The organism is Aeromonas lacus (assembly GCF_000764665.1).
GTDB lineage: Bacteria > Pseudomonadota > Gammaproteobacteria > Enterobacterales > Aeromonadaceae > Aeromonas > Aeromonas lacus.
Genome location: NZ_JRGM01000176.1, coordinates 41,078 through 60,932, shown reverse-complemented (window position 1 = coordinate 60,932; position 19,855 = coordinate 41,078). Strand labels below are relative to the sequence as shown.

The window sequence follows — 19,855 nt, the reverse complement described above, 5'->3', positions numbered from 1 at the left end:
AGGAGAGATACATGAACAAGCTGATGCTGGCGACTACCGTGATTGCTGCCCTCTCTTCCGGCAGCCTGATGGCCAAGGAGTGGAAAGAGGTGCGTATCGGGGTTGAGGGTGCCTATCCCCCCTTCTCCTGGACCGAGCCCAATGGCGAGGTAAAAGGGTTTGATATCGACATCGCCAATGCCCTGTGCGAAGAGATGAAAGTGAAGTGCACCCTGGTCAAGCAGGATTGGGACGGCATCATTCCGGCGCTGCTGTCGCGCAAGTTTGACGCCATCATCGCCACCATGGATATCACAGAAGAGCGCAAGAAGAAGGTGGACTTCACCCAGAAGTATCAACATATTCCGGCTCGCTTTGCTGCCAAGAAAGGGACAGACGTCAAGCTCGACAAGGCCTTCATGGAAGGGAAAACCGTGGCGGTGCAGCGTGCTACCTCCATGGATACCTTCATTACCGACAACTTCCCGAACGCCACCATCAAGCGTTACGGCACTGCCGATGAAGCCTATCTCGATCTGAAATCTGGCCGTGTCGACTATGTGCTGGCCGACTCCGCCGCCATTACCGACGGTCTGCTGAAGAAAGAGGGGGGCGATGCCTTTGAATTCGTCGGCCCGAAACTGACCGATCCCAAGTGGTTTGGCGAAGGTGCCGGCATTGCGGTACGCAAGGCTGACAAGGATCTGAAAGAGAAATTCAACGCCGCCATTCTGGCGCTGCGTGCCAATGGCAAGTACAAGGCGATCAACGACAAGTACTTTGAGTTCGACGTATACGGCGAGTAATAGGAGGAGCCGTGTACGGTGAGTCATTCGCCACATAGATAGCGAATAACAGGCCGACCGGCTCACCTCGTCAGTCGTCATCGGGCCCGTTCTCTCCGTGTGGAGCGATGGGCCCTATTAATTGCAATGGAGCTGCATCTGACTGTGTTAAGGATGTGGGTTCTCTTGTTGTTCAGAGGCATCAGCCCACTCGAGAAGTTGCAATGGAGCTGCATATGTTTGATTTGAAAGGATACGAAGCCTCGTTGCTGGAGGGCGCCTGGGTCACGCTGGAGGTAGCGCTCGCCTCCCTGCTGCTGGCGCTGTTGCTCGGCATGCTGGGGGCGCTCGCCAAGCTCTCCCCCTACAAGTGGGCCCGCGCCATTGCCAGCAGCTATACCACCCTGATCCGCGGCATCCCCGATCTGGTGCTGATGATGCTGCTCTTCTTTGGCGGCCAGGTGTTCATCAACGCCGTCTGTTCCTGGGTCAACGAGACCTACAATAACTGGTTGCTGCAGAGCAACCCGTCTCAGGAGTGGATCTCCCTGCTGCCCGATTATGTGGATATCAGCCCGTTTGCCGCCGGTGTGGCGACCATCGGCTTTATCTTCGGCGCCTATATGACCGAGACCTTCCGCGGTGCCATTCTGGCGGTGGACAAGGGGGAGCTGGAGGCAGCCCGTGCCTTTGGCATGCGTTCGAGCCAACTCTTTGTGCGGATCCTCTTTCCCCAGATGATGCGCCACGCCCTGCCGGGCTTTGGCAACAACTGGCTGGTACTGCTCAAAACCACTGCGCTGGTCTCCATCATCGGGCTCGATGACATGGTGCGCAAAGCGTCGCTGGCGGCGGGTTCGACCCAGCAACCCTTTACCTTCTACATGGCCGTGGCGCTCATCTTCCTGATCTTCACTGCCGTCTCTACCTCGGCGCTCAAGTGGGCCGAGCGTCACTACGCCATCAAAACGAGGTAAGCCATGGATTTCTCAATCATTCTCAAAGAGTGGCCCACCTACTGGGAGGGGCTCTATACCACAGTCTGGCTGGTGGCCCTCTCCCTGCTCCTCGGTCTGATGCTGGCGGTGCCCATGGGCATACTGCGCAACAGTCGCAACTGGCTGATCAAGGGGCCGATCTGGGCCTACATCTACTTCTTTCGCGGCACTCCGCTGCTGGTGCAGCTCTTTATCATCTACTACGGCGCTGCCCAATGGGAGTGGCTGAAGAACAGTGCTGCCTGGTCGCTCTTCTCCGAGGCATGGTTCTGCGCGCTGCTGGCATTTACCCTCAACACCGGCGCCTATACCGCAGAAATCGTGCGCGGGGCGGTACACAACATGCCGCGTGGCCAGATTGAGGCGGCCAACGCCTTTGGCATGACCCGCTGGCAGACCCTGACCCGGATCATTTTGCCCAACTCGTTTCGCCGGGCGCTGCCTGCTTACAGCAACGAGGTGATCTTCATGCTGCAGGGTTCGGCGGTGGCGGGCATCATCACCATCGTCGATCTGACCGGCGCGGCGCGGATCATCAACTCCCGCTACTACAGTCCGTTCGAGGCGTTTTTGACAGCCGGTCTGCTCTATATGCTGCTCACCTTTGTCATCGTCTGGCTGTTCAAGAAGTGGGAGACACGCTGGCACGCCCATCTGCGGCCGCGCAGTGTGTGACCGGTTGACGCCAGATGAAAAGCCCTGCCACGTCGGCGGGGCTTTTTTTCGCCCGACAATGGCTATCGGCCGTTTGCCAAATGGTGGCCGAGCAGGGACAATGCCTGCCCGAGAGCAGCCGGCGTGCCGGTTGCAGGCCTTTTTCCTGTCCCCCGAGGTGTTATGTACCGGATCCTGTTTCAACACGCCGATTTTCTGGTTATCGACAAGCAGCCTGGGATTGGTATGCATGACGAGAAGGGAGAAGAGGGAGGAGAGACTGAGCCTGGGCTGGTCAATCGGGTGAAGGCCGATACGGGTCTGACCCTCTATCCGGTACACCGACTCGACAAGATGACCTCCGGTCTGGTGCTGCTGGCCCGCACCACGGAGGCGAACCGCGAACTGAGCATGGCCTTTGCGGCCCGCGAGGTGAGCAAACAGTATCTGGCGCTCTCCGATCGCAAACCCAAGAAGAAGCAAGGTTGGGTGAAGGGGGATATGCAAAAGGGGCGCGGCAGCAGCTGGCTGCTGGCGCGCACTCTCGAGAACCCCGCCATCAGCTGGTTCGATTCTGTCTCGGTGCGCGAGGGGCTGCGGCTCTATCGCATTAAGCCGCAGACCGGCAAGACCCACCAGATCCGGGTTGCCCTCAAAAGCATCGGCGCCCCCATTCTCGGGGATGAGCGCTATGGCGGCACGTCAGCCGATCGTGGCTATCTGCATGCCTGGCGGCTCAGCTTCACGCTGGCGGGCGAGCCGTTCGATTTTGTCTGCCCACCCACGCAGGGGACCGAGTTTGTCACCCCCGAACTGACCGCCGCGATTGCCGCTCTTGCGCTTTGAGGCTCCCATGATAAGCCGCTCGCCAGCTGAACCAGTGGTGCCGAAAGAGGGCGGGGGGAATCGAGAGAGCGGGAGTGCACCGCGCTGGATCCTTGCCGACTTTGACGACACCCTGGCCCCCGGCGACAGCCATGCCGGTCTGCTGCGCTATATCCTGCGCCGCCGGATCTGGCCGCTGCTGCTGTTGCCGGTAATTGCGCTGGGTGGGGTGGTCTATTTGATGCCCAGCCAGCGGCGGCGAGGTATCTCCCTTATCTGGTGGGCCATCACGTTGGGGCTCTCTCCCCTCGGTTGGCGCAAGCTGGTGCGTGCCTACTGCCACACTCGTCCGGGGCTCTTTCGCGAGGCGCATCGGCTGCTTGAAGAAGAAGGGCATCGCTGCTGGGTGCTCTCCGCCAGCCCGCGGGCGCTGGTACGGGCCCAGCTTGCTCTGCAACGGCCTGCAAACTTGCCTTATTGCACCATAGGTTCGCGGATGCATTACCGGCTCGGCGGTCTGATGCCTCGCTTCTATTGCCACGGTCAGCACAAGCTGTTGCCCGAGATCTGTGCTCTCGATACCGAGCTGGCGCTTAGCGACAGCCTGCACGATTTGCCGCTGCTGGGCTTGGGGGAGCAGGCTTGGCTGATCAATCCCACCCCGGCTCGACTGGAAAAAGCCCGGGCGCGGTTGCCTCATCTCATTCCACTGCGCTGGCAGTTGTAAGGCAAAGCTGACACCCTTGTCGTCCGCAATGAGCGTTGTGGCAAGGGTACTCACTGTTTGTCACACTTCATTTACATCTTTTGCTGCCAGCTGCGAAAAACTATCTGCGGCCCGCCTCTTCTCTTCCTGCTACGCCCTGCCTCTAATGAAACAAATTGTTAACACTTGCTGCGCCACTGCGTGCCGCAATCCGTTTTAACCGAATCAAGAGCAAGGAGCGCCCGATGAATGCCACCTCTTCCGCCACCCACACCATCAACCCTCTAGGCACAGATGGCTTCGAGTTTGTCGAGTACACGGCCCCCGATGCCAAAGGGATTGCCGCCCTCAAGAGCCTGTTTGTCTCGCTCGGGTTTGCCGAGGTCGCCAAGCACAAACACAAGCAGTGCTGGCTCTATCGGCAGGGGGATATCAACTTCGTGGTCAATGCCGAACCTCACTCTCAGGCGGAGCAGTTTGCCAGCCTGCATGGGCCAAGCGTTTGCGGCATGGCATTTCGGGTGAGCGATGCGGGCAAGGCCCAGCAGTTCGCCATCGCTAAAGGGGCCAAGCCTTTTGTTGGCAAGATTGGCCCCATGGAGCTCAACATCCCCGCCATCTACGGTATCGGCGAAAGCACCCTCTCTTTTGTCGACCGCTATGGCGACCAGGGCTCCATCTACGACGTGGATTTTGTCTTCTACCCCGACTGGCAGGCTCGGATGGCCGAGGTGGATGCCGGCCTTATCGAGATCGATCACCTGACCCACAACGTCCATCGCGGCAATATGGATGTCTGGTCCAATTTCTATGAGCGGATCGGCAACTTCCGTGAAATTCGCTACTTCGATATCGAGGGCAAGCTGACCGGGCTTCATTCCCGCGCCATGACAGCCCCCTGCGGCAAGATCCGCATCCCCATCAACGAGTCGGCGGATGACAAGTCCCAGATCGAGGAGTACCTGCGCCAGTACAAGGGGGAGGGGATCCAGCACATCGCCATGGCCTCCAGCGATATCTACCACACCATCCGCACCCTGCGCAGCCGCGGTACCGGTTTTATGCCGACGCCGGATACCTACTACGAGAAGGTGAACAGCCGGGTCGAGGGGCATCAGGAGGATCTGGCTGCCCTCAAAGAGCTGCGCATCCTCATCGACGGCTCCCCCACCAAGGATGGCATTCTGCTGCAGATCTTTACCGATACCGTGATTGGCCCGGTCTTCTTCGAGATCATCCAGCGCAAGGGCAACGAAGGATTTGGTGAGGGAAATTTCAAGGCGCTGTTTGAATCTATCGAGCTGGACCAGATCCGCCGCGGCGTGCTGGATGGCGGCGAGGATGAGAAGGGGGCCCGCAAAGAGGGAGCGAGCAATGCGTAACTGGATTAACTTTCCCCACCGGGAGGGGACTCACTCCCGTCAGGCCCATGCCGACCTGCCCGAGCAGGCCATCTATGAGCGCGAACTGGGTCGCAGCGGCTTTTTCGGCCCCGCTACCCACATGCACCACAAGCATGCCCCCACCGACTGGAGCAGTTGGGAGGGGCCGCTGCGGCCACGGCTGTTTGACCTCAATGCCCTGCAGGAGGAGGTGAGCTCGCTCTCCCCCTGGGTGGCCCCCGATATTCTCAGCAATCCCTACTGCCGCTACCGCATCTGGCGGCTATCCGAGGCGATGCCGTTTCTGGTGCGCAATGCCGACGGCGACGAGCTGCTGTTTATCCACGAGGGGGGCGGCGAGTTCTTCTGCGACTACGGCCACCTGATCCTGCGCGATGGCGACTATGTGGTGATCCCCCGTGGCACCATGTGGCGCATCGAACCTAGCTCGCCCATGTTCATCCTGATGATCGAGGCGACCAACGACAGCTATCAGCTGCCGGACAAGGGGCTGGTGGGCAATCACGCTATCTTCGACCCGGCGGCGCTCGATGTGCCCACCATCAACGAGCGATTTTTGGATCAGCAGGATGAAAACCCCTGGTCGCTGCAGGTCAAGCGCCACGATCAGGTGTCGGTCATCAACTGGCCTTTTAATCCGCTTGATGCGCAAGGTTGGCACGGGGACTTGTGCGTGGTGCGTCTCAACTGGCGAGATATCCGTCCGCTGATGAGCCACCGCTACCATCTGCCGCCATCGGCCCACTCCACCTTTGTGGCGAGCCGCTTTGTCATCTGTACCTTCGTGCCGCGCCCCATCGAGAGCGACCCCGGCGCCCTCAAGGTGCCCTTCTATCACAGTAATGATGACTACGACGAAGTGCTCTTTTATCACGCGGGGGACTTCTTCAGTCGGGACAATATCGAGCGGGGCATGGTCACCTTCCACCCCGCCGGTTTTACCCACGGCCCCCATCCCAAGGCGTTTGCGGCGGGGCAGGCCTATGCCAAGAAATTCACCGACGAGGTAGCGGTCATGCTAGACACCCGCGATGCGCTGAACGTCGGCAGCCTGTGCGAAGGGATCGAGAACACCCGGTATGTCTCCAGCTGGCAGCGTCCGGACGCTGCTGCCGGCAAATAAGGAATCGCTTATGAAATTGGCAACATTGAACAATGGCAAGCGTGATGGCGCTTTGGTGGTGGTGAGCCGGGATCTGACCCGGGCTGTGCGGGTGAGAGAGATTGCCCAGACCCTGCAGGCCGCCCTCGATGAGTGGGCTGAGATCGCCCCCAAGCTTCAGGCTGTCTATCAGCAGCTTAACGAGGGCCGCGTGGCCGAGGCGTTCCCCTTTGACGAAGCGTCTTGCCTCTCTCCGCTGCCGCGCGCCTATCAGTGGGCCGATGGCAGCGCCTACGTCAACCATGTGGAGCTGGTGCGCAAGGCGCGCGGCGCCGAGATGCCGGAGAGCTTCTGGCACGATCCCCTGATGTATCAGGGGGGCTCCGACAGCTTTCTCGCTCCCCGTGGCCCCATCGTGATGGGCTCCGAGGAGTGGGGGACCGATTTCGAGTCGGAGGTGGCCATCATCACCGACGATGTGCCGATGGGGGTGAGCCCGCAAGGGGCCGCCAGCCACGTCAAACTGCTGATGCTGGTCAACGACGTGAGCCTGCGCAACCTGATCCCGGGGGAGCTGGCCAAGGGCTTTGGTTTCTTCCAGTCCAAGCCGTCCAGCGCTTTCTCGCCGGTGGCCATCACCCCCGACGAACTGGGGGATGACTGGCACGATGGTAAGGTGCATCTGCCGCTCCTGACCCACCTCAACGGTGCGCTGTTCGGTGCGCCCGAAGCCGGGGTGGACATGACCTTCAGCTTCTTCGAACTGATTGCCCACGCCGCCAAGACCCGTCCCCTTGGCGCTGGCTGCATCATCGGCTCCGGCACCGTCTCCAATTACGATCGCAGCGCCGGTTCATCCTGCATCGCCGAGCGCCGCATGCTGGAAATTCTTGATTGTGATCAAGCTACAACCTCCTATTTGCAGTTTGGTGATAGAGTGTCGATCGCGATGGAAGATCGCTCTGGCCAAAATCTGTTTGGCACCATCTCTCAACAAGTGGTGCCTGCGAGCGGTCAGGGAGGTTGATGGCCAGCGCCGGTGGACGGCAAAGATATCCCAATTTTTCTGGATAACGGCGAGTCCTCAACCGGTGCCGGATACACAAGGAGGCAGGTGGCGAGCACCTGCCGGGCTTCGGGCCCAGATAAAAAGCAGGGACAGATTATGTTGCAGTTGTTTGGCTATTGGCGTTCATCGGCAAGTTTTCGGGTGCGGATCGTGTTGCAGCTCAAGGGGCTCGCCTACGAGCAGCATCCGATCAATTTGCGGCAGGGCGAGCAGCGCGAGAAGGCCTATCGCCGGATCAACCCGCAAGGGCTGGTGCCGTTTCTGGTGGATGGCGATGTGCAGCTGGGTCAGTCGGTTGCCATCATGGAGTACCTCGACGAGACCTATCCCGCCTACTCCCTGATGCCCTCTGCCCCCGAGGCGCGGGCCAGGGTGCGCCAGCTCGTCAACATGATCGCCTGTGATACTCATCCCCTCAACAATCTGCGGGTACTCAACTATCTGGAAGAGCACTTCAGGGCCAGCAAAGCACAGGAAGCTGACTGGTATTGCCACTGGATTGACGAGACCTTCACCGCCCTCGAACAGCTGTTGATGACTACCGCCGGTGTCTACTGTGTTGGCAATGAAGTGACCCTGGCCGACTGCATGCTGGTGCCCCAAGTCTACAACGCCCGCCGCTACGACATGACCCTGGACGATTACCCCACCATTCGCCGCATCGTCGCCAACTGCGAGCAGTTGCAGGCCTTTATCAAGGCAGCCCCCGCAAACCAGCCGGATGCACAGGGGTAACTATGATTTCTCACGCAAGCCAACGTTAGAAGGAGTTAATGATGGGGATTAAGCCTGGTCCAAAAAGGAAAAATGAAGATGGAACATCGGATAAACGACAAAGGGTCACACCTGAAAAGCAAAAAGATCATCCAGACCTTAAGCCGCATAAACACAAGCCTGGCCATTGAAATAAGGGCAGCTTTATAAGCTGCCTTCATTCTTGATATTACTTAATTAGCATCGGCATAAATTATATCACTGCTTTGCTCGAAGATATAAAACCTTTAGTGTTGAACCCGGTGCTGGTCGTTCCTCCGTAATAAATAAATCTGTTTTTGCCTTGACAAGATCGGAGAGTTTTTTGAAGCCATAAAGCCTAGAATCGAAATCAGGCTGTAATTTTGTGAGATAACTACCAAAAGTTCCCAGTTGCGCCCAACCCGCATCGTCACTTGACTGTTCTAGCGCAGCTAAAAGAAATTTCGCAGGGAAAATTGGTTTTGTTTCTGATGGTGGGTGGTGTTCTATCGGTTTATGTCCGTTTTCAACTTTCTTCTCTAATATTATCTGCTGGGTGGCAGCACCAGGGCGAAGGAATTCAGTAAACACAAACTTATGACAGGCATTGCGAAAAGCATCAGGGGTCTTCTTTTCACCAAAACCAAGAACAGTAAGCCCCTCTTCACGTAGTCGCATAGCAAGACCAGTGAAATCTGAGTCGCTTGTTATAAGACAAAAACCATCGAACTTTCGTGTGTAGAGCAGGTCCATTGCATCGATTATTAAGGTACTGTCAGTGGCATTTTTACCAGTAGTGTATGCGAACTGCTGAATAGGTTTTATGGCATATTGTTGTAATACTTTTTTCCAAGATGCACTTGTTGGAGCAGTAAAGTCGCCATATATACGCTTTACCGTAGCCTCTCCAAATCGAGCAATCTCTGCTAGCAGTCCCTCAATTACTGCAGCTTGGGCATTGTCTGCATCAATGAGTACAGCCAAGCGGAGGGTAGGCTCTTCTGCTTCAATTTTTGCAACTAGTCGTGGTGATACCAAGGTAGCTCCTATGCTCTGATATTCTAGCTTAGCACCGTCATTATACTTAATTTGCTGAGCTCAACCTAAGCCGTATGTATATGGCGGTTGATAACTTCTCAACCATATTACTTAGCTAGACGAGGATAATCCATCATATCCACGAAAGGGTTATCAAATGATTTTTTCCGAAATATATCCTAAAAGTAAAAAACCCCTCTCAGGAGGGGCTTTATGCTATTTGAGGCTGTGCCTTGGTTCAGTAGCCTTGCTGGTGCACATCCATCACGGCGCGGCCGGATGGGTCGGCCATCTCCTTGAACTTGGCATCCCACTCCAGCGCGGTGGGAGTGGAGCAGGCGACCGACTTGCCGTAGGGCACGGTGCGGGCGGCGGCTTCGAGCGGGAAGTGCTCGTCGAAGATGGCGCGATAGAAGTAGGCCTCTTTGGTGAGCGGGGTGTTGATGGGGAAGCGGAATGCGGCCGCTTCGAACATCTGATCCGTCACTTCCTGTTCCACCATGGCTTTCAGGCTGTCGATCCACGAATAACCCACGCCGTCGGAGAACTGCTCCTTCTGACGCCATGCCACTTCGTGGGGCAGCAGATCCTCGAACGCCTCGCGCAGGATGTGCTTCTCGATCTTGCCCTTGCCACACATCTTGTCGGCAGGTTGCAGTCGCATCGCCACATCCATGAACTCCTTGTCGAGGAAGGGCACACGACCCTCCACCCCCCAGGCGGCCATCGACTTGTTGGCGCGCAGGCAGTCATAGAGATGCAAAGAGGCGAGCTTGCGCACGTTCTCTTCGTGAAACTCGCGGGCATTGGGCGCTTTGTGGAAGTAGAGGTAGCCACCGAACAGCTCGTCGGAGCCTTCACCGGAGAGCACCATCTTGATCCCCATCGCCTTGATGTAGCGGGCCATCAGATACATGGGCGTGGAGGCGCGGATGGTGGTGACGTCATAGGTCTCGAGGTGATAGATGACGTCGCGCAGGGCATCCAGACCCTCTTGCACAGTGAAGTGGATCTGGTGGTGGATGGTCCCCAGATGATCGGCCACCTTGCGGGCAGCAGCGAGATCCGGTGACCCTTCCAGCCCCACGGCGAAGGAGTGCAGTTGCGGCCACCAGGCTTCGCTCTTGCCATCGTCCTCGATGCGGCGTGCCGCATAGAGCTTGGTGATGGCGGAGATAACGGACGAATCGAGCCCGCCGGAGAGCAGCACGCCATAGGGCACATCGCACATCAGCTGGCGTTTGACCGCCGCTTCCAGCGCGGCTTTCAACTCTGCCTTGTCACTGACGTTGTGTTCGACCGCGGCGTATTCCATCCAGTCGCGCTTGTACCACTGTTTGAGTTCGCCATCCTTGCTCCACAGGTAGTGTCCCGGCGGGAAGGTTTCAACGCTCTTGCAGACCGGCACCAGTGCCTTCATCTCGGAGGCGACATAGAAGTTGCCATGTTCGTCGCGACCGGTATAGAGGGGGATGATCCCCATGTGGTCGCGACCAATCAAGTAGGCATCCTGTTCGGCGTCATAAAGGATAAAGGCAAAGATGCCGTTGAGATCGTCGAGAAACGCCGGGCCCTTCTCCTTGTAGAGGGCGAGCAGCACTTCACAGTCAGATTTGGTCTGGAACTGGAAGTCGACCTTGAGGGTCTTCTCCAGCTCTTTGTGGTTGTAGATCTCGCCGTTGACCGCCAGCACATGGGTGCGCTCGGGGTTGTAGAGCGGCTGGGCGCCATTGCCCGGGTCGACGATGGCCAGACGCTCGTGCACCAGAATGGCTTTGTCTGAGCTGTAGACGCCGGACCAGTCAGGCCCGCGGTGACGCAGTCGCTTGGACATCTCCAGCGCCGATTTGCGCAGGGCTACTGCATCGGACTTGATATCCAGAATGCCGAAAATTGAACACATTGGCGGTAATCCTCTTGATTTTTATATGAGCCCCCCACGTTTGGGCTCGAAATTCCATTTACATTCCTCGTCAGACACAATGCCTAGCGGAAAAACCTTTTGCAAGCGGGAAAACCGCAGAAAATCATGCCGTAAGCGTCAAGCGGATCAACAGGATAAGGGTTGCTGCAACGGGGCAGGGTGACGTGAACGTCAAGCCGAGGCGGGTTCGAAGATCACATAGACCTTGCGACAGGGGGTAAGGGTCTCCCACTCTCCGACAAAGCCTGCCGGAATCACGAATTGATCGCCGAGTTTGAGGGCAAGCTGGCCGCCCTGACTGTCATGGATCACCACATCCCCCTCCAGCAGCTGGCAATACTCGTGCTCGGTGTAGTGGATGGCCCAGCGGCCGGGCTCGCAGCTCCAGAAGCCGATGTGAAACTGCTGGCTGGGATCGGAGTAGTGGTTCCACACCGTTTGCGCCGGGTTGCCAGCTTTAATGCGCTCGGGGGCTGGCATCAGCGGGGTAGGGGCCGCCTCGTGGCGGTCGAGCAAAATCCAGTCGTTGAGGGTCTTCATGGTGCCTCCCTGGCAGCGGCAGATAGGAAAGCGGGGCCATCCCGGCTCCGCGTTTGTTCGTTTTATTAAACGAGGTTGTGCATAACTTAAACGATGCGCATTCTCTTGCCAAGAGTCCTTGCCAAGGGCCGCAGCCCGGCGATTCAGAGCGGCTGCAAGCGGCGGATCACATGGCGGGCAAAGCCGCTGCCCGCCTCGTTGTAGACGTTGAACACCGCATCCACCCCCTGCTCCTTGAGGGAGGCGATATCATCCTCGAAGCGGACGATGGCGGCGATCTTGCCGTTGAATCCGTGACTGCGCAGCTTCTCGATGGCGTAGAGATTCCCCGAGTGGTGGGGCATCGCCAGCAGCACCAGATTGACCTGATTGGAGAGCAGCACCTTGTCCCAGAAGTCGGTATCGGTGGCATCCCCCTCGATGACGTTCATCCCCTGGGCGCGCAGGGTGGGTAGTTTCTCACTGTCGTTCTCCACCCCGAGGATGACGTTGCCGTACTTGTTCTCCAGCTCGAAGTAGGCTCCCTGACCGATCCGCCCCATGCCGAGGATGATCACCTCCGCATCGCCAAGCTCGATAGGCCTGTCTTCCGGATGGAGGTTGCTCGCCTGCAGTCCCTTGAGCCAGTGACCGATGCGATGGTAGATCCGCTCGCTCTGGGCATTGAGCTGGGCCGAGATCATAAAGCTCGCCGCCAGTGCCAGCGAGACCGCCACCAGCCACTCATGGGAGAGCCAGCCCGCCTTGGCGGCGATGGCGGCGACGATCAGGCCAAACTCCGAGAAGTTGGTGAGCGCCAGGGTAGAGAGCAGGGCGGTACGCACCCTAAGGTGGGCGCCGCTGTAGACCAGATAGTAGAGGGCGCTTTTGAGCGGCAGGGCCAGCACCAGCGCAAGCGCCAGCAACATGGTGTCGTGGGTCGGCAGACCGTTGAGACCGATGGTGAGGAAGAAGCAGATAAGAAACAGGTCTTTGAGGTTGAAGAGCGCCTTGGCCAGCCCCGCTGCAGCAGGATGGGAGGCGAGCATCATGCCGATGATGAGGGCCCCCAGATCAGGCTTGAGGCCGACTACTTCAAAGCCGGCTGCACCCACTACCAGCGCCAGAAAGACCCCGAACAGTACCTGCAGCTCGCCGTGACCGGCCCGCTCCAGCAGCTTGAACAGCAGCGGGCGCAGCAGCGGCAGTCCCAGCACCCAGAGCGCCCAGATGCTGGGCCACTTGCCGCTGGAGAAGGCCAGAAACGCCACGGCGAACACGTCCTGCATGACCAGCACGCCGATGGCGATGCGGGCGTAGAGGGCATTCATGTCGCTGCGATCTTCCAGCACCTTGACTGCAAAGACGGTGCTGGAGAAGGAGAGGGCAAAGCCGAGCAGCAGTGCCAGCTTCCAGTCCAGCGACAGGGCCAGCACCAGCCCGAGCCCCTTGCAGACCAGCAGCACCACGGTAAAGAGCAGGGTGGAGAGCAGCAAGTGCAGGCTGGTGGTGCCCCACACATCGCGCCGCATCAGAGTCTTGATATTGAGCTTGAGACCGATGGTGAACAGCAGCAGGGTGACGCCGAGATCGGCGATCTCGTTGAGGGCCGGGGTGTTGTGATACCCCATGCCATTGAGGATAAAACCGGCGGCCAGAAAGCCGAGCAGAGGGGGCAGGCCAATCAGATTGACTACCATGCCGCAGCCAAAGGCCACGGCGATGAGAATGGGTTCCATAACAGGTCCAGCTGGGGCAGGGGAGACCTGCCCTGTTTAAATCCTTGGGTATCAGACGATATCGATGTCGACCACGGAGTCGAAGATGTGGTTTGGCCGAAACGGCATGCGGTCGATATCGGCGACCTTGCTCACACCGGAGAGCACCAGCACCGTCTCGAGACCGGCCTGAAAGCCCGCCAGAATGTCGGTGCGCAGGTTGTCGCCGATGATGATGGTGTCGTCGGAGTGGGCCTCCATCCGGTTGAGTGCCGCACGGATGATCCAGGCGCTCGGCTTGCCGACATAAAACGGCTTCTTGCCGGTCATCCGCTCGATGGGGGCGCACAGGGCACCGCAGGCCGGGTGCATCATGGGGCCGTGGGTATCGGGGTTGGTGGCGATAAAACGGGCCCCCTGATCGACGAACTTGGCCCCCTGCTGGATCATGGTCCAGTTGTAGTTGCGGGTCTCGCCCACCACCACGAAGTCGGGGTCGATGTCGGTGATGGTAAAGCCGGCCTTGTAGAGCTCGTGGGTCAGCGCCCCTTCACCGATCACATAGGCCTTTTTGCCATCCTGACGCTTGAGAAAGTCGGCGGTGCCCATGGCGGAGGTGTAGAAGCACTCCTCCGGCACCTCGATCCCGGCGGAGCGGAAGCGGTTTTGCAGATCTTTCTGGGTCTGGGCCGGGTAGTTGGTCAGAAACAGCAGCTTGCTGCCCTGCTCCAGCAGGCGATGGACGAAGCGGTCGGCGCCGGGAATGAGATCGTTGTTGTGCAGGATGACACCGTCGATGTCACAGATGACGTTCTTCATGAAAACTCCTTGTCAGGGCGCAGACGAGCTGCCAATCGGTAAGACGTTCAATCATTTATGATTTTTGTGACGCCATTATAAATCTGTTTAATGACAAGTCTCCCCTGTCTTGCAACTTGAGCGCACAATAAGCATGAAGTCGGGGCAATCGTGTGGAGGGGTTGCCCCCGGGATCTGGTCGCTGATGGAGCCGTCGCCATGGATAACCCTATTGCCGAACACTTTATAGCCGAATTGCCCAAGCTGGAGCTGCACCTTCACATTGAGGGTACCCTCGAACCCGAGCTGATGTTCGAGCTTGGCAAACGCAACAATGTGCCGCTGCCCTGGCCCGACGTGGCCAGCGTGCGCGCCGCCTATGACTTTGACTGCCTGCAATCCTTTCTCGATCTCTACTATCGCGGTGCCAGTGTGCTGGTGACCGAGCAGGACTTCTTCGACCTCACCTGGGCCTATCTTGAGCGGTGCGCCGCCGACAAGGTGGTACATGTTGAGATCTTCTTCGACCCGCAGACCCACACTGCCCGCGGTATCCCCTTTGCTACCGTGCTCGGCGGCATCGAGCGGGCGCTGCAGCGCGGGGAGCAGGAGTTTGGTATCAGCTGGCGGCTCATCATGAGCTTTTTGCGCCACCTGAGCGAGGATGAAGCGTTCGCTACTCTGGCGCAGGCTGAGCCCTTCCTGTCGCGCATTCACGGCATCGGCCTCGACTCGGGGGAGAGGGGCAATCCGCCCACTAAATTTGCCCGGGTCTTTGCCAAATGCCGCGAGCTGGGGCTGCCGGTGGTGGCTCACGCGGGTGAAGAGGGGCCTGCCGACTACATCTGGCAGGCGATCAACGAGCTGCAGGTGTGCCGCATCGATCACGGGGTGCGCTCGGCCGACGATCCCGAGCTGCTGCGCTATCTGGCGGATACCCGTTTGCCGCTCACCGTCTGCCCTCTCTCCAACACCCGGCTCAAGGTGTTTGACCAGATGGCCCACCACAATGTGCTGCGGCTGCTGGAGCAGGGGATCTGCGTCACCATCAACTCCGACGATCCCGCTTACTTCGGTGGTTACATGGGGGCCAACTTTGCGGCGCTGGCGGACGATCTCGGCGCCACTGCGGAGCAGCTCTGCCGCTTCTCTTTGAACGCCGTTGAGGCGAGCTGGCTGAGCCTGGCCGACAAGGCGCGGCTGACCCGTGACATTCGCACTCATGCCGCCCGCCACGGGGTGCAGCTGCACTGAGTCAGGCGCAGGTTAATCCCGGATGCAAAGAGGCCCGCTATCACGGGCCTCTCTTATGTTCAGTTGCGAGCGTTTCTGCTGCTGGTGGATGACGCCAGCGCTATGCCACCCGCACCAGAAACTTCTCGCCCTGTCCTTCGCGCTTGAAGCGCTCGAGCAGGGTGGGCAGTTCCTCAAAGTCGCCGACCACCAGCGGCGGCAGGGTCAGCTCGCCGCTCGCCATCTGTTCCATCATGGTGACACCGGCGGCCACCAGCCGACTCCACTGTTTGTCCGAGCCAAAGGCGTGCTGGGCGCCCAGCGCAATCTCGTGCAACGAGTGGCAATGGCTAAAGGCGGGCAGCGGATTGTGCGGTATGCGCCCCAGCACAGTCACCATATGGCCGTAGTAGCCAAGGGCAGGCAGCAGGCTCTCTGCCTGTTGGCTCGAGACCAGATCGATGATCCCCTCGAACGGCTCGTTGCCGTTGGCGGCCTGTAAGGTGGCCAGCCAGGCGGGATCCCGATAATCGGCCACCCCCTGCACCCCGATCTGTTTGAGCCACTGATGGTGGCGTGGACTGGCGCTGGCAAATACCCGCGCTCCTTGCTGGAGGGCGAGCTGCACCGCAAAGCGGCCGACGCTGCTGCCAGCACCGGTGATGAGCAGCGCTTCCCCGTGCAGGCGCGGCAGCTTGGCCAGTGCCTGCCAGGCGGTGAGACCGGGACAGGGCAGGGCGGCTGCCGCTTCGTCGCTCAGGCCATCGGGCACCGGCAGCAGGGCGCGCGCCGGTACCCGAGTGTGACGGGCAAAGCTGCCGTGGTGGCGCAGATCGGTGTGGTAGGCGACCCGGGCGCCGAGACGCAGATGGCTGACGTCGGCGCCGAGCGCCACGATCGTGCCCATGCCATCGACGCCGGGCACCTGACCATCCTGCCAGTGGGAGTGGCCATATTCGATCAGCTTCCAGTCCACCGGATTGAAAGCGATAACCCGGTTGGCTACCAGTACTTCATCGGGGCCAAGGGGGGAGAGCGGGAGGTCGGCGAGGGTGAGCTGCTCCGGTTCACCCGGGGCATGCCAGCACCAGGCTTGGGTGTGATTCATGATGACTCCTTGCGAAACAGTGGGGAGAGCTTGATGAGATTATTGCAACAGCAAGACAGTAAAACGTCCACTGTTGCAATTGCGCAACAATACGACAGGCCCCAACCTGTGGGGCCTGCTTTAAGTGGCCGGTTGGCCATGGGTAATCAACGGCCGGTTTATGCGCCATCGGCCTGATAAACGGGGTAGTCGGTCAGCCCCTTCTCGCCGCCGCCAAACAGGGTGGCCGGATCGTGGGGGGCCAGCGGATAGCCGTGGCGCAGCCGCTCCGGCAGATCCGGGTTGGCGACGAAGGGGCGGCCAAAGCCAATCATGTCGGCCCAGCCCGCCTTGAGGGCGGCGCGCGCCCGCTCACCGTCATATTTGCCGGCATAGATCAGGGTGTTGGGGAAGGCATCGCGCAGAGCCTGTTTGAAGTTCTCAGGCATCAGAGGCGCATCGTCCCAGTCCGCTTCGGCGATGTGCAGGTAGACCACGTTGAGCTGGCCCAGCAGGCGGGCGGCGGCCAGATAGGTCTCCTGCGGATTGGCATCCACGGTGCCGTTGAGGGTGGTGAGCGGCGCAAGGCGCACCCCGACCCGGTCAGCCCCGATCTCGCTGCAGACCGCTTCGGTCACCTCCTTGAGGAAACGCAGCCGGTTTTCCAGCGAGCCGCCGTAGCTGTCGGTGCGGGCGTTGGACTCGGAGTCGAGGAACTGGTTGATGAGGTAGCCGTTGGCGGCGTGCAGCTCGATGCCGTCAAAACCGGCGCTGATGGCGTTGCGAGCCGCCTGACGGAACTGGCCCACTACCGCATCGATATCGTCCTGGGTCATGGCGCGCGGGGTGACGGTCTCGACAAAACCGGGGGCATCACTGCCATTATCGACAAACACCTTGACGCCGACCGCGGGCAGGGCCGAGGCCGAGATGGGCTGGGCGCCGCCGATGTTGTCAGGGTGAGTAACCCGACCCACGTGCCAGAGCTGGGCGAAGATGGTGCCATGTTTGGCATGAACGGCGTCAGTCACCCCTTTCCAGCCGGCTATCTGGTCGGCGCTGTAGATGCCCGGCGTCCAGGCGTAGCCCTTGCCCATGGGGTCGATCTGGGTGCCTTCGCTGATGATCAGGCCCGCTTCGGCGCGCTGGGCGTAGTAGCTGGCCATCATGGCGTTGGCCACATCACCCGGCTGACTGGCGCGGGAGCGGGTCATGGGGGGCATGACGATGCGGTTGGCAAGGTGCAGCTGACCCAGTCGCTGCGGGCAAAACAGGTGATCGTGGCTCATCGTGAGTTCCTCATGGTGGGATTGAGGCTGACTCTAGCCGCCAATAGCGTTGCAACAAAGAGGAGTAATTGCACCATTGAATTGCGCTGAATGCAGCAATCGCGGCTGGCAGGGGATAAATGTCGCGCCGGATGGCTGGCGGGGCCGAGCGGGCGCTGCAATCGGTGCATCACATGCAAATAAATGGCGAATAAAAAAGAGGGCTCGCTGGCCCTCTTCTCATGGTGGTTTTACGCAGGATTAGCCAGCGACCGGCATCACCCGCACCCGCTCGATGCGCCGCTCGCTCACCTCGATCACTTCGAAGTTGAGCTGCTGCAGTTGCAACTGCTGGCCCGGGGTGGGCAGGGTGCCGAAGTGGGAGAGCAGCATGCCCGCCAGGGTTACGTACTCGTCGCTCTCGCTCACCAGCCCCTCGTGCTCCAGCACCTGCTCCACATGGTGGATGTTGGTGCTGCCGTTGATCAGCCACCCTGCGCCATCGCGGATCATGTCGGGGGTTTCGTCCTCGTCCGGCAGCTCGCCGACGATCGCTTCCAGCAGATCGTGGGTGGTGACCAGCCCCTGGATCACGCCGAACTCGTCAGCCACCAGAATGAGGCTCCCCTTCGCCTTGCGCAGCTCCGCCAGCAGCTTAATCACGTTGATGGTCTGCGGCACGATAATGGGGTCGTTCTGCTTGGCCAGCGCGCTGAGCGACTGCCCTTCGTTGAGGGCAAACAGCAGGTCGCGCGCCTTGACCACCCCGATCACCTCGTCCAGATCCCCGTCACAGACCGGGAACAGGCTGTGGGGTTCGCGCTGCAGCAGGATGCGGATATCCTCGCTGGAGTCGTTGATATCGATCCAGGCCATCTCGGAGCGCGGCGTCATGATGGTGCGGATGGAGCGCTCGGCCAGCGACAGCACGCCGGTCACCATATAGCGCTCCTCCTCGCCAAAGCTCACCGGCGCGGCGGCCGGGGCATCCAGATCGTCATCCGGCCGGTCCTGATACGCCTTGCTCCCCATCAGCTTGAAGATGGCTGCGGTGGTGCGCTCGCGCAGCGGCTGCTTGGCTTCGTGGCGCATGGCGCTGTGCTGGGCCAGCTGGTTGAAAAACTCGATCAGCACCGAGAAGCCGATGGCTGCGTAGAGGTAACCCTTCGGAATATGGAAGCCGAAGCCCTCCGCCACCAGGCTAAAACCGATCATCAGCAGGAAGCTCAGGCAGAGCACCACCACGGTCGGGTGAGCATTGACGAAGCGGGTCAGCGGCTTGGAGGCGAGTACCATCACCACCATGGCGATGGTCACGGCGGCCATCATCACGCCCAAGTGTTCCACCATGCCGACGGCGGTGATGATGGAGTCCAACGAGAAGACGGCATCCAGCACCAGGATCTGGGCGATCACCACGCCGAAGCTGGCGTAGGCGCCGACCGGGCCATCATCGTGAGGTTTGGCCTCCAGCCGCTCGTGCAGCTCGGAGGTGGCCTTGAACAGCAGGAAGATACCGCCACCCATCAGGATCAGATCGCGACCGGAGAAGGGGTGATCCCAGATATGCAAAATGGGGGTGGTGAGGGTGACCAGCCACGACATCACGCTCAAGAGCACTAGCCGCATCAGCAGAGCGAGGCCAAGGCCGAGTACGCGCGCCTTGTCCCGCTGGGCAGGGGGCAGCTTTTTCACCAGAATGGCGATGAAGACCAGGTTGTCGATCCCGAGCACGATCTCGAGAATGATCAGGGTAAAAAGACCGATCCAGATGTGGGGATCCAGCAGCAATTCCATTATATGACCTCAAAAAAACAGACAGAGCGAACAGTGAACAGGGCTAGCGAAAGCCGCAGCGACAGCAAGGCAATGGCGTTATTCAGAGGCGCTGGTTAAGCAGAAACAGATAGCTTTTGACGGGAAGAAACGAAGGGCAACTTCGGGGATTGTCCATGATGGGCAATAAAACCTCGGGTTAAAAATGAGCCCTGATGATAGCGGCTGGCGCCAATTT

18 protein-coding genes are annotated in these 19,855 nt (G+C 59.6%); 10 read left to right on the top strand and 8 right to left on the bottom strand.

All coding sequences use genetic code 11. The features are described 5' to 3' along the window. Nucleotides 1–11: 11 nt before the first annotated feature. The 9 genes from LG31_RS0119100 (at nt 12) to maiA (ending at nt 8,256) form a co-directional block, all read left to right on the top strand. Nucleotides 12–785, top strand: coding sequence for an ABC transporter substrate-binding protein (locus LG31_RS0119100; RefSeq protein WP_033115995.1), 774 nt, complete (start codon nt 12–14; stop codon nt 783–785). Between the two features lie 215 nt (nt 786–1,000). After that, nucleotides 1,001–1,741 (top strand): ABC transporter permease, encoded by a 741-nt coding sequence (locus tag LG31_RS0119095; protein WP_033115994.1) that lies wholly within the window; start codon nt 1,001–1,003, stop codon nt 1,739–1,741. A gap of 3 nt (nt 1,742–1,744) precedes the next feature. Then, on the top strand, nt 1,745–2,437 hold the full coding sequence (locus LG31_RS0119090; RefSeq protein WP_033115993.1) for an ABC transporter permease: 693 nt from the start codon (nt 1,745–1,747) through the stop codon (nt 2,435–2,437). A gap of 162 nt (nt 2,438–2,599) precedes the next feature. Further along, nucleotides 2,600–3,262 carry a TIGR01621 family pseudouridine synthase gene (locus tag LG31_RS0119085; protein ID WP_033115992.1) on the top strand — a complete coding sequence of 221 codons (663 nt, stop codon included), beginning with the start codon at nt 2,600–2,602 and terminating at the stop codon, nt 3,260–3,262. A gap of 7 nt (nt 3,263–3,269) precedes the next feature. Further along, nucleotides 3,270–3,968 (top strand): HAD family hydrolase, encoded by a 699-nt coding sequence (locus tag LG31_RS0119080; RefSeq protein WP_084059665.1) that lies wholly within the window; start codon nt 3,270–3,272, stop codon nt 3,966–3,968. 224 nt (nt 3,969–4,192) lie between these two features. Then, nucleotides 4,193–5,329, top strand: coding sequence for a 4-hydroxyphenylpyruvate dioxygenase (hppD, locus tag LG31_RS0119075; RefSeq protein ID WP_033115991.1), 1,137 nt, complete (start codon nt 4,193–4,195; stop codon nt 5,327–5,329). After that, nucleotides 5,322–6,473 (top strand): homogentisate 1,2-dioxygenase, encoded by a 1,152-nt coding sequence (locus tag LG31_RS0119070; protein ID WP_033115990.1) that lies wholly within the window; start codon nt 5,322–5,324, stop codon nt 6,471–6,473. Before hppD ends, LG31_RS0119070 begins: the two co-directional genes overlap by 8 nt. Before the next feature lie 10 nt (nt 6,474–6,483). Beyond that, nucleotides 6,484–7,479, top strand: a complete 996-nt coding sequence (locus LG31_RS0119065) for a fumarylacetoacetate hydrolase family protein (RefSeq protein WP_033115989.1) — start codon at nt 6,484–6,486, stop codon at nt 7,477–7,479. A gap of 138 nt (nt 7,480–7,617) precedes the next feature. Further along, nucleotides 7,618–8,256: a maleylacetoacetate isomerase gene (maiA, locus tag LG31_RS0119060; protein ID WP_033115988.1), complete on the top strand. Its 639-nt coding sequence runs from the start codon at nt 7,618–7,620 to the stop codon at nt 8,254–8,256. Nucleotides 8,257–8,493: 237 nt separating this feature from the next. On the opposite strand, the gene LG31_RS0119055 is transcribed toward maiA, so the two are convergent. The 5 genes from LG31_RS0119055 to LG31_RS0119035 form a co-directional block, all read right to left on the bottom strand. Beyond that, on the bottom strand, nt 8,494–9,294 hold the full coding sequence (locus LG31_RS0119055; protein ID WP_033115987.1) for an NYN domain-containing protein: 801 nt from the start codon (nt 9,292–9,294) through the stop codon (nt 8,494–8,496). A 238-nt stretch (nt 9,295–9,532) separates the two neighbouring features. After that, nucleotides 9,533–11,197 (bottom strand): asparagine synthase B, encoded by a 1,665-nt coding sequence (asnB, locus tag LG31_RS0119050; protein WP_005352808.1) that lies wholly within the window; start codon nt 11,195–11,197, stop codon nt 9,533–9,535. 192 nt (nt 11,198–11,389) lie between these two features. Beyond that, nucleotides 11,390–11,758, bottom strand: a complete 369-nt coding sequence (locus LG31_RS0119045; protein ID WP_033115986.1) for a cupin domain-containing protein — start codon at nt 11,756–11,758, stop codon at nt 11,390–11,392. Nucleotides 11,759–11,901: 143 nt separating this feature from the next. Further along, nucleotides 11,902–13,476 carry a cation:proton antiporter family protein gene (locus tag LG31_RS0119040; RefSeq protein ID WP_033115985.1) on the bottom strand — a complete coding sequence of 525 codons (1,575 nt, stop codon included), beginning with the start codon at nt 13,474–13,476 and terminating at the stop codon, nt 11,902–11,904. Nucleotides 13,477–13,527: 51 nt separating this feature from the next. Continuing rightward, nucleotides 13,528–14,274, bottom strand: coding sequence for an HAD-IIA family hydrolase (locus LG31_RS0119035; protein WP_033115984.1), 747 nt, complete (start codon nt 14,272–14,274; stop codon nt 13,528–13,530). A 198-nt stretch (nt 14,275–14,472) separates the two neighbouring features. On the opposite strand from LG31_RS0119035, the gene LG31_RS0119030 reads away from it, so the two are divergent. Next, entirely contained in the window at nt 14,473–15,507 is a 1,035-nt protein-coding gene (locus LG31_RS0119030; RefSeq protein WP_033115983.1) for an adenosine deaminase, read from the top strand. Between the two features lie 100 nt (nt 15,508–15,607). Here the strand turns inward: LG31_RS0119030 and LG31_RS0119025 are convergent, their stop codons facing one another. The 3 genes from LG31_RS0119025 to LG31_RS0119015 form a co-directional block, all read right to left on the bottom strand. Continuing rightward, the gene (locus LG31_RS0119025; protein WP_033115982.1) at nt 15,608–16,594 is read right to left on the bottom strand and encodes a zinc-binding dehydrogenase; all 987 of its coding nucleotides are present in this window, start codon (nt 16,592–16,594) and stop codon (nt 15,608–15,610) included. Nucleotides 16,595–16,752: 158 nt separating this feature from the next. Beyond that, nucleotides 16,753–17,862 (bottom strand): alkene reductase, encoded by a 1,110-nt coding sequence (locus LG31_RS0119020; protein ID WP_033115981.1) that lies wholly within the window; start codon nt 17,860–17,862, stop codon nt 16,753–16,755. Between the two features lie 240 nt (nt 17,863–18,102). Continuing rightward, a complete protein-coding gene (locus LG31_RS0119015) occupies nt 18,103–19,638 on the bottom strand; it encodes a TerC family protein (protein WP_033115980.1) in 1,536 nt (511 codons plus the stop codon). Between the last annotated feature and the right edge of the window lie 217 nt (nt 19,639–19,855).

What these genes read in the sequence shown, in the direction of transcription:
- LG31_RS0119025 (WP_033115982.1), bottom strand. Translation starts at nt 16,594, where the DNA reads ATGAATCACACCCAAGCCTGGTGCTGGCATGCCCCGGGTGAACCGGAG.
- LG31_RS0119020 (WP_033115981.1), bottom strand. Translation starts at nt 17,862, where the DNA reads ATGAGCCACGATCACCTGTTTTGCCCGCAGCGACTGGGTCAGCTGCAC.
- LG31_RS0119085 (WP_033115992.1), top strand. Translation starts at nt 2,600, where the DNA reads ATGTACCGGATCCTGTTTCAACACGCCGATTTTCTGGTTATCGACAAG.
- hppD (WP_033115991.1), top strand. Translation starts at nt 4,193, where the DNA reads ATGAATGCCACCTCTTCCGCCACCCACACCATCAACCCTCTAGGCACA.
- LG31_RS0119030 (WP_033115983.1), top strand. Translation starts at nt 14,473, where the DNA reads ATGGATAACCCTATTGCCGAACACTTTATAGCCGAATTGCCCAAGCTG.
- LG31_RS0119035 (WP_033115984.1), bottom strand. Translation starts at nt 14,274, where the DNA reads ATGAAGAACGTCATCTGTGACATCGACGGTGTCATCCTGCACAACAAC.
- asnB (WP_005352808.1), bottom strand. Translation starts at nt 11,197, where the DNA reads ATGTGTTCAATTTTCGGCATTCTGGATATCAAGTCCGATGCAGTAGCC.
- LG31_RS0119090 (WP_033115993.1), top strand. Translation starts at nt 1,745, where the DNA reads ATGGATTTCTCAATCATTCTCAAAGAGTGGCCCACCTACTGGGAGGGG.
- LG31_RS0119080 (WP_084059665.1), top strand. Translation starts at nt 3,270, where the DNA reads ATGATAAGCCGCTCGCCAGCTGAACCAGTGGTGCCGAAAGAGGGCGGG.
- LG31_RS0119095 (WP_033115994.1), top strand. Translation starts at nt 1,001, where the DNA reads ATGTTTGATTTGAAAGGATACGAAGCCTCGTTGCTGGAGGGCGCCTGG.
- LG31_RS0119100 (WP_033115995.1), top strand. Translation starts at nt 12, where the DNA reads ATGAACAAGCTGATGCTGGCGACTACCGTGATTGCTGCCCTCTCTTCC.
- LG31_RS0119065 (WP_033115989.1), top strand. Translation starts at nt 6,484, where the DNA reads ATGAAATTGGCAACATTGAACAATGGCAAGCGTGATGGCGCTTTGGTG.
- maiA (WP_033115988.1), top strand. Translation starts at nt 7,618, where the DNA reads ATGTTGCAGTTGTTTGGCTATTGGCGTTCATCGGCAAGTTTTCGGGTG.
- LG31_RS0119045 (WP_033115986.1), bottom strand. Translation starts at nt 11,758, where the DNA reads ATGAAGACCCTCAACGACTGGATTTTGCTCGACCGCCACGAGGCGGCC.
- LG31_RS0119015 (WP_033115980.1), bottom strand. Translation starts at nt 19,638, where the DNA reads ATGGAATTGCTGCTGGATCCCCACATCTGGATCGGTCTTTTTACCCTG.
- LG31_RS0119070 (WP_033115990.1), top strand. Translation starts at nt 5,322, where the DNA reads ATGCGTAACTGGATTAACTTTCCCCACCGGGAGGGGACTCACTCCCGT.
- LG31_RS0119040 (WP_033115985.1), bottom strand. Translation starts at nt 13,476, where the DNA reads ATGGAACCCATTCTCATCGCCGTGGCCTTTGGCTGCGGCATGGTAGTC.